The organism is Cupriavidus sp. 30B13, assembly GCF_049059565.2.
Lineage (GTDB): Bacteria > Pseudomonadota > Gammaproteobacteria > Burkholderiales > Burkholderiaceae > Cupriavidus.
Genome location: NZ_CP188224.1, coordinates 733978 through 746530 on the forward strand (window position 1 = coordinate 733978; position 12553 = coordinate 746530).

Genomic DNA, 12553 nt, shown 5'->3' on the forward strand with positions numbered 1-12553 from the left:
TTATAGAACGCACGCCTTGCGAACGACTTATCCTGCACAACGTACCGGGCTACACCACACCACCACGCCATGCCATCCGCCGACAAGCTCCAGCACAACCTGATCTCCCGCCTGCGGCTCAAGCACCTCGCGCTGCTGCTGGCGCTGGACCGGCAGCGCTCGGTCTCGCGCGTGGCCGCCGCGATGGACCTGTCCCAGCCCGCCGTGACCAAGGCGCTGCGCGAGATCGAGGAGATCTTCATGGTGCCGCTGTTCGTGCGCTCGCGGCGCGGGCTGGAGCCCACCGACACGGGCGCGGCGGTGCTGGTCCACGCGCGCCTGGCGATGGCCGACACCGAGGCGCTGGGCCGCGAGCTGGCGGTGATCGGCGCCGGCCTGCACGGGCGGCTGCGCATCGGCGTGATTCCCTACGTGGCGCCGGTGGTGCTGGATGCGGTCTGCTCGCATGGCCTGCGGCAGCAGCCGCGCGCGGCGGTGCTGGTGCGCGAGGGCACCACGGACGAACTGGTGGCGGCGCTGCGCGCGCACGAGCTCGATTGCGTGATCGCGCGCTCTTTCTATGCGCCCGGCGACGATATCGTGCAGGCGCCGCTGTACCGGGAAGAGCCGGCGCTGGTGGTGCCGCCGGCGGCCGCGGCGCGCTTGGCGCGCGGCAAGCTGGACTGGCAGCGCCTGGCCGCGCTGGACTGGATCCTGCCGCCCGGGCATACGCCGATCCGGCGCACCATCAACACGCTGTTCGCCACCGCCGGCGCGGTGCCGCCCACGCCGATGGTGGAGACCTACTCGATCAAGACCATCGCCACGCTGCTGCGCACCCAGCCGCGCGCCATCACCATCGTGCCGCGCGGGGTGGCGGCCGAGCTGGCCGCCACCGGCAGCGCCGCGGTGCTGCCGCACACGCTGACCTGGGACCTGCCGGCGGTCGGCGCGATGTGGCTGCGCCGCACGGGGCAGAGCGAGCCGCTGCTGGCGCTGGTGCGCGCGCTGCAGCTGGCCGTCCCGCAGCGGGAGTGAATCCGGCCCGCCAAAACAAAAACGGCGCCGGGATCAGCCGGCGCCGCGGGCGCGGTGGAAGCGGAGGGTGGTCCGCATCAGGCGTTGGCGCCTTCGGTGTACGGGTCGAAGCCGCGGGCCGGGGCGGCCGAGACGCCGCTGCGGTCGAGGCCGGCGATGCGGGCGCCGTCGGTGTACGGATCGGCCTTGCCGGCGCGGGCGCCTTCGGTGTACGGGTCGAAGCTGCGGGCCGGCGTGGCCGAGACGCCGGCGCGGTCGAGGCCGGCGATGCGGGCGCCTTCGGTGAACGGATCGGCCTTGCCGCTGCGGGCGCCGTCGGTGAAGGCGTCGTGCGTGCGGAAGTCGTAGCCGTACTTGTCGGCCGGGACACCGGTGCGGAAGTTGTAGCCGTACTTGTCGCCAGCCTGGAGGTCCTGGGTGGAGGCTGCCTGTGCGGCGCCGATGGCGGCGAGCGAGAGCACGAGGGTGGAAGCGAGCTTGAGGGCGAAGGTCTTGGTCATGATGGGCTCCAGTATCTGAAAATTCGTTGAATTTCGTTGATTGTTCGTCTGCATCTGCCAGGACGTCGCTGCTGCGTTGTTGCTTGTTTGCGTGCCGTCCATGTGACGAACTATAGAAGAGCCGCCAAAGCCTGAGACTGTGCTTATCCGGATTTATCGTTCAGAATTTTTGAATATCGGTTTCCGGCGGAAATCGGCGCGGCGCGGGCCTCAGCGCCCGGCGTCGTCCGCGTCGTCCGCGCCGTCCTTTTCCGCCGTTGCCTTTTCCTTGCCGCCGCGGGGCGGGTAGAGCGGATGCCGCAGGGCCGCGTAGACCAGCACCACGGCGGCGATGGCGGTGATCCAGTCGAGCAGGTCTTTCATGGCGCGCCGCGCTTGTCGCCGGCGCGCGGCGCCGGGCGCGCCAGGGCGAGCAGCGCGTGGCTGCCGTCCTGCGCGGCGGTCGGGGCGCGCCCCTTGCCCCAGCCCACCGCCGAGCGGTAGCTGCCGGCGTGGCGCGGCGGCTCCGACGCGGCATGGTCGGGCGGCTGGCAGGCATCCGCCAGGGGCGCCACGTAGAGCGCGTCCTCGGGGCAATACAGCTCGCACATGAAGCAGGTCTGGCAGTCCTGCTGCCGCGCGATCGCCGGCATCTTGCCGGGCACGATGGCGAACACGTTGGTGGGGCAGACGCGCACGCAGATATTGCAGCCCGTGCAGCGCGCGCCGTTGAGCAGTTCGATCATGCCGCGGCTCGCCACGCGGGCTTCGGCCCGTCCTGCGGCGCGGCGGACACCGCATCATGTATCTCGTCGCGCACGGCTTCGCGCGCGGTCCACACTTCGTCCAGGCCGCCGCTGACCAGGCGGTAGCGCTGGCCGGCATCGAGTCCGGGATGGTCGGTGCGCCGGTGCATGCCGCGCGTTTCCGTGCGCGCCAGCGCGCTGCGGTACATCCAGCGCGCGGTGGCCAGCATGGCGGTGGCTTCGCGCGCGCGCAGCGCCAGCGCGCTGTCGCGCGGCGGCGCGTAGCGGCTCCACCGCTGCCAGAGCGTGTCGAGGCGCGCGAGCGACGCGGTGAGCCCGTCGCCGTCGCGGAACCAGTTGCGCGCGTAGGGAAAGACCTCGGCCTGCACGGCGCCGACCAGCGCCTGCGGATCGGGCGCGGCCGGCGCGCCGTCGTCGAGGCCGCCGCCGGCGCCGCGCAGGTCTTCCCCGCCGGGCGCGCCCGCGTCTTGCGCGAAGGCCGCCGCGCCTTCGCCGGACCACCAGCCGGACGACATCGCCCATGCCGCGTTGTGGCTGCCGCCGCCGGTGAAGCCGCCGCAGATCAGCTCGCGCGTGGCGGCGTCGCCGGCCGCGTACAGGCCGGGCACGCCGGTGGCGCATTGCGCGTCGGCGATGCGCAGGCCGCCGGTGCCGCGCACGGTGCCTTCCAGGCGCAGCGTGACCGGGAAGCGCTGCGTGAAGGGATCGATGCCGAGCCGGTCGAACGGCAGGAAGAAATTCGGCTGCGCGCTGCGCATCCAGGCGCGCACCCTGGCGTCGGCGCGGTCCAGGCGCGCGTGAACGGCCTGCGTCTGCAGGGCGCGCGCGATCACGCCGCGGCCGTGCGCGGAGCCCGCGCCTTCCAGCACCTGGCCCTGCGCGTCGTAGAAGGTGGCCCACTGGTAGAACAGCGACTTGGTGACCGAGGCGAACGCGGGGCCGAGCCCGTAGGCGTTGGAGAACTCCATGCCCGACAGCTCGGCGCCGGCCTCGGCGGCCATCAGGTGGCCTTCGCCGGTCAGCACGTTGCAGCCCAGCGCGCGGCTGAGGAAGGCGCAGCCGCCGGTGGCGATCACCACCGCGCCGGCGCGCACGCGCCATTGCGCTGCCTGGCCGGCGCGCGGCTGGCGGTGCAGGCCGCGCGCGCCGCGCACCCTGCCGCCGTCGTCCACCAGCAGTTCCAGCGCGGGGCTGTGGTCCAGGATGCGCCCGCCCGCGGCCTTCACGCGCCGGCGCATCAGCCGCATGTATTCGGGCCCCTGCAGCGAGATGCGCTGGCTTTGCCCGTTCTCGTCGCGCGGGAACGGGTAGCCCCATTCGGCCAGCCGCTCCAGCCCGGCGTGGGTGCGGTCCAGCACACGGTCCATCCAGGCGGGCTCCGCGAGCTCGCCGCCCAGCGTGTAGCGGCTGGCCTTGGCCGCGGCGCGCGCGGCGGGATCGGGCGCGACGTGCCAGATCGCCGTGCCGGCCGCCGCGGTGGCGCCCGAGGCGCCGCAATAGCCCTTGTCGGCCAGCACCACGCGCGCGCCGCGCTCGGCAGCGGCGACGGCCGCCCAGGTGCCGGCGGGGCCGCCGCCGATGACCAGCACGTCGGCGTCCAGCGAGGCGGTGTCTGGCGAGGCGGTGTCCGGCGGGTCGGGTTCGGCGCGCGGTGCGCGCTGGCGGGATGGCATGCGGCGGTTCCTCCGGGGCTGTGGCGTATCGGATGACAGTAGCCACGGCGCGCCGCGCGCACAACGAAGGATTGGTGAAAACCTTATACGGTCGGCGCCGCGGGCGGGGCCGCCGCGCGCGCTCAGTCGTCGCGCGTCAGCACCTCCAGCAGTTCGATCTCGAACACCAGGTTCGACCCCGGCTTGATGTGCTCGCCCACCTGCCGCTCGCCGTAGGCGAGGTGCGCGGGGACGAACAGCCGGCGCTTGCCGCCGGTCTTCATGCCCATCAGGCCGAGGTCCCAGCCCTTGATGACGCGTCCGGTGCCGATCACGCACTGGAACGGCTTGCCGCGCTCGCGCGAGGAGTCGAAGCGGGTGCCGTCTTCGAGGTAGCCGGTGTACTCGGTGGTGATGAGGGCGCCCTTGACGACCGCCTTGCCGGTGCCGGGTTCGATGTCTTCGATCTTCAGTTCGGTGCTCATGCCTTGTTCTCGCCGATGCTTGTTCCCGCCTGACTGGCGTGCGGTGCGAGATGGTACCCGCTCAGCGGCCGGCCGCGAATAGCAGCAATGCGCCGCAGGCCAGCAGCGCCACTGTCCACACGCGGTCCAGGTTGATCCAGCCGGTGCGCAGGAAGGCCACGCCGAGGCGGTCGTACACCAGCAGCGCCACGGTGCCGATGGCCAGCAGCATGGCCAGCGTGTGCAGGCCCAGCGCCAGCAGCGCCGGCAGCAGCGCGCCGCCGGCGGGCGCGGCGGCGCCGCACAGCGGCAGCATCACCGGCACCAGCATCAGCCCGGCGCCGTGCGCGCCGGCCATCAGGAAGGACCACAGCGCCAGCCCCGCCATGCCGGCCTGCATGCCCACGCGCGGGCGGTGGCGGTGGCCGCGCAGCGCGTGCCACGCGGCCCAGCCGATCAGCGCCGCGCCGCCGGCGCGCGCCATCCAGGCCGGGTCCAGCAGGCTGCCCAGCGTGAGCGTGGCGGCCAGCACCAGCGCGACCGCCAGCGCATGGCCCAGCGCGATCGGCAGCAGCGCCAGCAGCACCACCTTGCGCCGGCCGCGGTGCAGCCCGAGCGCGACCGCGAACAGCCAGCCCATGGCCGGGTTGACGCCGTGGAACAGGCCGAGCGCGGCCACGGCCAGCCACGGCCACCAGAGCGGCCACAGCGCCGCCCATTGCGTGGCGAGATGGGGGTCCGGCGCGGCAGCGGGCATGGCGCGCCGCTACGGATAGCAGTACGAGTCGGACGAGCAGTCGCCGCCCTGCAGCCGCACCTGGTGCGGCCGGTGGCCGGCCGGCCAGCGCAGGAAGAAGCGCGGGTCGAAGGCGATGCCGCCCTCGGGCGCGGCATCGAGCTTGACCATCCAGCCGTCGATGCCTTCCGGGTAGAACTGCGCGTCCACGGCGCCGTACAGGGAGTTGGTGAAATAGACGCGGCGGCCGTCGCGGCTCACTTCCACCATCTGCGGGCCGCCGTTGAGCGCGGCGCCGCCGGCGCCCGGATGCGTGGCGCGCGAGACGATGCCGCCGATGCGCACGCGGCCGGTCTGCTTGGGCGCGAACGGGTCGGAGACGTCGTACTGCAGCAGGTCGCCGGTGCCCCAGCACGACACATAGAGGAAGCGGTCGTCCATCGACAGGTCGATGTCGCTCACCAGCGGCGGCACCGCCTTGAAGCCCTTGAGGATGGGCGGCAGCAGGTCCGGGTCGGCGGGCTCGGCCGGGATCTCGATGATCTTGCGCACGGCCCATTTGTCGCCGTCGCGGTACCAGGTCCAGATCGACGAGGACAGGTCCTTGAGGCTGATCACGCAATTGACGAAACCGTACGCCTTGGTCGGATCGTGCGCGGGGCGCAGCTCGAACACCAACTGGTGCTCTTCGCCGAAGTCGATTTCCTGCAGGTGACGGCGCTTGTTGAGGTCCCAGAAATGCAGGCGCCGGCCGTAGCGGGAGCCGAGCAGGATCTCCGGCACCAGGCCGTCCTCGATCATGTCCGGCGTGCCCCATTCGCTGGTCACCAGCGTGTCGTAGCCGAGATGCCACCAGCCGTCATAGGCGAAATGCTGCGGGCCGCGCTCCACTTCCCATTGCCCGAGCGGCGCGAAGCTTTCCTGATCGAGCAGCATGATGCCGCCCGGCCCCTTGCCCTCGCCGTTGCCGAGCGCCGTGATGTAGATGCCGGCGGGACCGCAGTGCACGGTGTGCGGGCGCGAATAGCCGGTGCGCTCGGCCAGCTCGCCCGGCTCGATCATCTTGACGATGACGGGGTGCAGCGGATCGGGCCTGGTATCGAGGATGTAGACGCGCGAGGAGCGCAGGCCCGGCACCACCAGGTAGCGCCGCTCCATGTGCGGGTGCGGCGCGTTGGGGCACAGGCAGGAGGAACAGGCGTTCCAGCCGAAGTGGTGCAGCTCGTCGCCGGCGTGCGGCATGGCCACCTGGCCGACGATGGTGGCGTAGGACGGCGAGGCCGGGTCCGTGTCCACTACGGCGATGCCGTCGGGCTGGCTGCGCGTGGGATCGAACATCGCCACGTAGGCCAGTGATTCCGGCGGCGCCTTGGCCGCCAGCCGCGGCGACGGGTAAAAGCTCGGGTCGGGCTTCCAGGTTGCCATGATGTGCCTCCTCGTACCGCCGCTTGGGATCGGCTTTGTACTATAGGACACATCGGCGGGATCGGCCGGCGCCCGCGGGCCGCGCGCCGGCGCCGCTCAGAAGGCCGGGATCAGCGAACCCTTGAACTCGGTTTCGATGAACTTGCGCACTTCCTCGGACTGGTAAGCCTTCACCAGCTTCTTCACCCACGGCTTGTCCTTGTCCTCGGCGCGCGTGGCGATCAGGTTGGCATAAGGGCCGCGCGCATCTTCCACCGCGATGGTGTCGCGCTGCAAGGACAGGCCGGCGCGGTACGCATAGTCGTTGTTGATCGAGGCGGCGGCGAGGTCGTCGAGCGCGCGCGGCAGTTGCGCGGCGTCCAGTTCGATCAGCTTGAGCCTCTTCGGGTTCTCCACCACGTCGAGCGGGGTGGCGTTGACGCCGTTCTCGCCCACGCCCGGCTTGAGCTTGATCAGCCCCGCCTTCTGCAACAGCAGCAGCGCGCGGTTGCCGTTGGACGGATCGTTCTGGATGCCGATGCGCGCGCCCTGCGGCAGTTGCGCGACCGACTTGTAGGTCCTGGAGTAGATGCCCAGCGGCGCGGTCAGCGTCAGGCCCACCGGCACGATCTTGTAGCCGCGCGCCTTGATCTGGCTGTCCAGGAACGGCTTGTGCTGGAAGGCGTTGGCGTCCAGGTCGCCGGCGGCGAGCGCCTCGTTGGGCTGGAGGTAGTCGCTGAAGGTGACGACCTGGATGTCCAGGCCGTCGCGCGCGGCGACCTTGCGCACCACCTCGAAGGTCTGCTCGGCGTTGCCGACCGAGACGCCGACCTTGATCTTCGTCTTTTCCTGCGCCTGCACCTGCGCCGCGCCGGCGCCGAATGCCATCGCCAGCGCCGCCAGCGCGGCCGCGTGCCATCGTTTCATTGTCCCGTTCCCAGGCTGTTGCGTGGCCGCCAAGTATAGGAACGGCACGACGCCGCGCGAACTGATGGTTTCGTCTTAGCTTAGAACGGGAGGGGGCAATAGCTTGCTCGGTCGTTGCGGCCGACGCCGTTCAGACCGTGACGCGCGCCGGCCCCGCCGTGGTCTCGCCGATCACCGCGGCATGATCGAAGCCTTCGCCGCGGAACACGGCGAGCACGTCCTCCACCGCGGCCGGCTCGCAGGCCACCAGCAGGCCGCCGCTGGTCTGGGGATCGGTCAGCAGGGCTTTCTGCGCCGGCGCGATGCCCGCCGTCAGCGTGACCTCGCCGCCGTAGCTGGCCCAGTTGCGCCCCGACGCGCCGGTGACCGCACCCGCGGCGGCCAGCGCCGCCACGCCGGGCAGCAGCGGGATGCGGTCCATTGCCAGGCGCGCGCCCACGCCGCTGCCGCGGCAGACTTCCAGCAGGTGCCCGAGCAGGCCGAAGCCGGTCACGTCGGTGAGCGCGTGCACGCCCGGCAGGCCGGCCAGCAGGCGGCCCGGCGTATTGAGCCGCGTAGTGCTGGCGATCAGTTCGCGGTAGCCGTCGGCGTCCAGCTTGTCCTTCTTGATGGCGGCCGACATGATGCCCACGCCAAGCGGCTTGCCGAGGATCAGCACGTCGCCGGGCCGCGCGGCGCAATTGCGCTTGACGTGGTCGGGATGCACCAGTCCCATCACCACCAGCCCGTAGATCGGCTCGACCGAATCGATGGTGTGGCCGCCCGCGACGGGAATGCCCGCCTGCGCGCAGACCGCCTCGCCGCCGGCCAGGATGGTGCCGATGACCTCCGGCGGCAGCTTGTCCACCGGCATGCCCACCAGCGCGAGCGCCATGATCGGCGTGCCGCCCATGGCGTAGACGTCGGAGATGGCGTTGGCCGCGGCGATGCGGCCGAAGTCGTAGGGGTCGTCCACCACCGGCATGAAGAAGTCCGTGGTGGCGACCAGCGCCTGGGTGTCGTTGAGCTTGTAGACGGCGGCGTCGTCGCTGGTCTCGATGCCCACCATCAGCGCCGGCGGGGCCGGGAAGCCGCGCGTGTTCTTGAGGATCTCGGAGAGCACGCCGGGTGCGATCTTGCAGCCGCACCCGCCGCCGTGGGAAAAGGCCGTCAGCTTGATCGACTCTCCAGCCGGCCGGCCGGCCATCGTGTTTGCCGTCATGAGTCTCCCTATGCGACGCGGCGCGAGGTGATACGGTAGCCGAACGCGTCGGGATCGACGCTGTCCAGCGTGCCGGCGACGGTTTCGCCGTTCGGGTACATCAGGAACGGCACCGGCGCCGCCTTGCTGCCGGGCAGCGCCACGTCGTGGCCGTGGTTGTAGGCCACCCAGTTCATCTCCCAGGCGCCGAACAGCATGGCGCGCGCCGAGCGCACTTTCCAGTGCGTCATCGGCAGCCCGCCGGGCACTTCTTCGAGCGCGACCTTGCGCACGTCGGCCGGGTCCACCGGCACCCAGCCGTAGCCGGCATTGTAGAACTCGGCCCGGCAGTGCTGCGCCTTGGAAATGTCGCCGGCCTTGCCCATCGCCTTGAAGCCATATGCCGAATTGTCCACGCGCACGCCGTAGGCGTCGCGCGCCGGGATGCCCGAGGCGCGCGCCAGCGCCACGAACAGCGCGTTGATGTCGGCGCACTTGCCGTTCATGATGCCGCCGGTGCGCAGCATGGCCGCCACGTCGCCCACGCCGCAGCCGCGCACGCTGGCCTCGCGGCAGGTATGGTCGACCACCCATTCATAGAGCGCGCGGGCGCGCGTCATGTCGTCCGGCGCGCCGGCGGTGATCTGCTGCGCGGTGGCCTCGACGATGCCGTCGGTGGGCAGCAGTTGCGTGGGCCGCAGGTATTCGCGCAAGGTCTCGGCCGATTCGCGCGGCCCGCGTGACGACGGCGGCTGGCCCAGGTCGGCCTTGCGGTCGCGCAGCGCCACCACGTTGGTCAGCGTGGCATGCAAGGGCTGGCCTTCGGCCGCGCCCGCGGCAGGCCAGCTCAGCGCCAGCATGCGCACGTCGTAGCCGGGCGCGCGGGCATCCTCGGCCCGTGCCCCGGGCGCGGCCCAGGTCGTGGACAGCGTGCGCTGGTAGTCGCCGATCCGCCCGGCGGTGATCGGCACCCATACGCTGGCCGGCGCCGCGGTGGGAGGCAGCGTCACCGCCGTGGTGACTTCGTAGACACGCCAGCCCTCGGCGGTCGGCAACGCCTCGGCGCCCTGCGCGCCGGCGCGGGCCAGGCCGGGAATCCCGGCGGCTCCCGCAAGGACGGGCGCGGCGGCGCCCGCTTTCAGGAAAGAGCGACGGTCCATTTGCATTCCTCCGATTCGGTGGCCAGGACGAAGTGGGGCTGTCCGGCCGTCAGCCTGACCAATGCATAGTAGGCGGCCGGGGCGCAAGTGGGGAGCAAAAAGTGCCGTGCAGGCATGCTGCGGCACGGCAGAGGGGTAGCGGTAGGGTAGGGAGGAGAACCGACGCGCGGGCGCAGTCAATCGCGGCGTGAGCCGGCCACTTGCCCTTGCGAGGTGATCACGTTGACAGCCTGCTCGAGGCGGTCGGTGGCTTCGAGCACCATGTCGAACTCCGGCGCGTCGCCGAAGACCATGCCAGCCATTGCCGCGTAGTCCCTGGCAAGCGTATCGCGCATGGCCGCGCTCGGAACCAGGGTAAAAGCGCCTGGCTGCGCGGTGTCGAGTCCCAGGTCTGCGCTGCCAAAAAAGAGCCGCGCGTGTCGCGCGCAGTCCGCCGCAAGCGAGTGATCGCCGAGCCAGCCTTCAGCGGTGGCAATCCGCAAGAGCTGGTGCAAGTCGTAGTAGTGGCGGGAAACCCGCTGGCCCCCATGCCGGAGTTCGGCGCGGCGGTCATGCCACTGTCGCAGTCCATGAATGATCATGACCTTGTCCCAGAACGTGCGTTTCGCCTCCACCGTGGTGATGTCAGGCACGGCCAGATCCAGGCCTGGCACGTCGGCGGCAACGTATGGCATGACGCCGGCAAGGATATGCGGATCGAGGGCCGACTTGGCGCCCGATTCGATCTTGATGGCCGAGCGGACGTAATCTCCCGTGTCCGATGTGACAGCGGGATACCAGAAAAGCAGACTCTGGCGATCCGCATCGCCCGGGTCTGGCTCGAGCCGGAAACGCCCTTCGCCGATCGCGGCGAGCGCGCACTCGCTCAATTGCGCCGCCAGGGAGCCGGTGATATATGCCTGGCAAGCTTCCTTGATCGCATTGAGCCGCTCCCGGCGTTTCCTGGCGCTCAGCGTCTCCAGTTCGGCGGCATCCGCCTGCTGGCCAAGATCGTCGCGGAAGACCGTGACGTCGATGTCCTCCGAAAACCGGGTAATCAGGCCGAACGCCTTGGACAGGGAGGTCCCGCCTTTGAACAGCAATCTCGGACCGCCATTGGGCAGTCCGTTGAACAGCGCATCCAAGGTCCAGCAGACCCAGAAATCCTTTTCGACATTCTGGACCGCCGTGCCCAGGCGCGTGGCGGTGCGCAGGAACAGGTCGCGCCGGTCGGCATCGGAAGCCGTCAGGATTTCCTGGTAAGCCTCGTTCAACTCTTCACTCTCCTGCGTTTGCCAAAGGGCCTGGTGCCGGCTTCCTCTGCGCCGGTGGCATGTCGGTGCGGAGCAAATCCCGGACAAACTCCTGCATCCAGGCGGGCATCATTCCCAGTCCTTTTGCCAGATCCTCGCGAATCTCGTCGCCATTTGCCGGGCCGGCGAGGATATCCCGCAACCGGTCGAGGATGCGGTCGCGGTCGGAAGCCAGCATGTCCTTCAGCCAGTGAAGGGCCTGCACCACGCGCATGGCCGGGCGTCCGGCCCAGTAGAGCCGGCTTGGCGCAGTGTGCTTGAACTGGACGTCCAGATTGCCAAGCCGGATACCACGGCGTCGCGCATCCGTATGGACGATGACGCGGGCGGGTACGGCGTCGGTCAGCCCCAGATCGTTGGCCGCCGTCAGGCCGTCCACCAATACACGCAACTGATCGCGGCGGGCAATTGCCGCTATCACGGCACGATAGTCCGGTGTGCTGGGTTTTTTTGTCAGCCGGTTCGTCGTGGGCCGGTCGTAAAGTCCCCGCTCGATGCGCCGCAACTCTCCTGCCGCGACCATGCGCTGCAAAGCCTTGTCGATTGCGTCACGGTTGCCGAGACCGGCGAAATCGGATGGCACCCAGACCTGGCCGCGCGCGGCGGAATCGATCGATGCGGAGATTCTGGACTTGAGGGCGGACATGTGAGCTCCTTGTCCGATATTTGTATATCTTTTTCAGATGCCAAACAAGGCATTTGTCCGAAAAATAATGTCAAATTTCGGACAGGTGAGTTGAGCATTCGGCACTCGGCCAAGCCATCCGCATCTGGGGGAAGATCAGTCATGCCGCGCCCGCTGCTATGTCTGTTTGCCTGGCGAGAGTGCGGCCGCGCCGACAGCGAGTGAGAAGCGGCGCTCGCGCCCGCGTGCCGCTTCCTGCCTCACTCCCCGAGAGCCGGAATGCTCCCCTCCTGCACCAGAATGCGAGGGGATCCCATCTCGCCCGTTTCCTCGTCGACCAGCACTTCGTAGGCAGCGACTCCGGCGAAGCTCGATGCCATCGCGTTGGCGATGCGGATGGCGCCGACCTCGCTGGAGGCCTGGCGGATCTCGCCGGGCTGGAGCGCGTCGCCCTTGCCCTGGCGGTATGGCACGACGATGTACTTGATGGCGCGGGTATTGGACATGGCGGCGACTCTCCGGATGGTGGCTGCGGTGGGTGATGCAGCGGTTTGGGTACTGTACGAATATACAGTGTATGAGCCGTCCCGGGTCGAGTGCGTATAGTTGAGTCTACTGTGTGGATATACAGTGGTCCGGGTAGTGTCCCGGCGGGCGGTCGGCCGGGCGAGGCTCCGGTGGGAGACGGGCGGAAGAACACATACGCCTTCCAGTCTTCGCTTGTTGCGATGCCGACAGAGCCTCGGAAACCTCTTGGCGGAAAGCAGCAGGAGTCGAACCTACCTGGGAACGGCTGACGCCCCCAACCGGGTTTGAAGCCCGGCCGCATCACCGGATACGCATGCCTTCC

General features: G+C 69.9%; 14 protein-coding genes and 1 tRNA gene. 1 reads left to right on the plus strand and 14 read right to left on the minus strand.

What is annotated here, in order from left to right; genetic code table 11:
- Positions 1-69: 69 nt before the first annotated feature.
- Positions 70-1017: a LysR family transcriptional regulator gene (locus ACKI2N_RS22645; protein WP_420992996.1), complete on the plus strand. Its 948-nt coding sequence runs from the start codon at positions 70-72 to the stop codon at positions 1015-1017.
- 77 nt (positions 1018-1094) lie between these two features.
- On the opposite strand, the gene ACKI2N_RS22650 is transcribed toward ACKI2N_RS22645, so the two are convergent.
- From ACKI2N_RS22650 to ACKI2N_RS22715, 14 genes are all read right to left on the minus strand, one after another.
- Entirely contained in the window at positions 1095-1517 is a 423-nt protein-coding gene (locus ACKI2N_RS22650) for a hypothetical protein (RefSeq protein WP_420992997.1), read from the minus strand.
- Positions 1518-1727: 210 nt separating this feature from the next.
- The gene (locus tag ACKI2N_RS22655) at positions 1728-1880 is read right to left on the minus strand and encodes a hypothetical protein (RefSeq protein WP_420992998.1); all 153 of its coding nucleotides are present in this window, start codon (positions 1878-1880) and stop codon (positions 1728-1730) included.
- On the minus strand, positions 1877-2242 hold the full coding sequence (locus ACKI2N_RS22660; RefSeq protein ID WP_420992999.1) for a 4Fe-4S dicluster domain-containing protein: 366 nt from the start codon (positions 2240-2242) through the stop codon (positions 1877-1879). Before ACKI2N_RS22660 ends, ACKI2N_RS22655 begins: the two co-directional genes overlap by 4 nt.
- Entirely contained in the window at positions 2239-3936 is a 1698-nt protein-coding gene (locus tag ACKI2N_RS22665; RefSeq protein WP_420993000.1) for an FAD-dependent oxidoreductase, read from the minus strand. Before ACKI2N_RS22665 ends, ACKI2N_RS22660 begins: the two co-directional genes overlap by 4 nt.
- A 122-nt stretch (positions 3937-4058) precedes the next feature.
- On the minus strand, positions 4059-4400 hold the full coding sequence (locus tag ACKI2N_RS22670) for an FKBP-type peptidyl-prolyl cis-trans isomerase (protein WP_420993001.1): 342 nt from the start codon (positions 4398-4400) through the stop codon (positions 4059-4061).
- A gap of 61 nt (positions 4401-4461) precedes the next feature.
- Positions 4462-5136, minus strand: coding sequence for a hypothetical protein (locus tag ACKI2N_RS22675; RefSeq protein ID WP_420993002.1), 675 nt, complete (start codon positions 5134-5136; stop codon positions 4462-4464).
- Positions 5137-5145: 9 nt separating this feature from the next.
- Positions 5146-6540: a selenium-binding protein SBP56-related protein gene (locus tag ACKI2N_RS22680; RefSeq protein ID WP_420993003.1), complete on the minus strand. Its 1395-nt coding sequence runs from the start codon at positions 6538-6540 to the stop codon at positions 5146-5148.
- A gap of 96 nt (positions 6541-6636) precedes the next feature.
- Positions 6637-7407: a MetQ/NlpA family ABC transporter substrate-binding protein gene (locus ACKI2N_RS22685; protein WP_420993186.1), complete on the minus strand. Its 771-nt coding sequence runs from the start codon at positions 7405-7407 to the stop codon at positions 6637-6639.
- Positions 7408-7576: 169 nt separating this feature from the next.
- A complete protein-coding gene (selD, locus tag ACKI2N_RS22690; protein WP_420993004.1) occupies positions 7577-8647 on the minus strand; it encodes a selenide, water dikinase SelD in 1071 nt (356 codons plus the stop codon).
- Positions 8648-8655: 8 nt separating this feature from the next.
- Positions 8656-9786 carry a transglutaminase-like domain-containing protein gene (locus tag ACKI2N_RS22695; protein WP_420993005.1) on the minus strand — a complete coding sequence of 377 codons (1131 nt, stop codon included), beginning with the start codon at positions 9784-9786 and terminating at the stop codon, positions 8656-8658.
- A 176-nt stretch (positions 9787-9962) separates the two neighbouring features.
- Positions 9963-11039 carry a nucleotidyl transferase AbiEii/AbiGii toxin family protein gene (locus ACKI2N_RS22700; RefSeq protein WP_420993006.1) on the minus strand — a complete coding sequence of 359 codons (1077 nt, stop codon included), beginning with the start codon at positions 11037-11039 and terminating at the stop codon, positions 9963-9965.
- Between the two features lie 4 nt (positions 11040-11043).
- Entirely contained in the window at positions 11044-11724 is a 681-nt protein-coding gene (locus ACKI2N_RS22705; protein ID WP_420993007.1) for a DUF6088 family protein, read from the minus strand.
- A 239-nt stretch (positions 11725-11963) separates the two neighbouring features.
- A complete protein-coding gene (locus ACKI2N_RS22710) occupies positions 11964-12209 on the minus strand; it encodes a hypothetical protein (protein WP_420993008.1) in 246 nt (81 codons plus the stop codon).
- Between the two features lie 248 nt (positions 12210-12457).
- A tRNA-Sec gene (locus tag ACKI2N_RS22715) sits at positions 12458-12553 on the minus strand.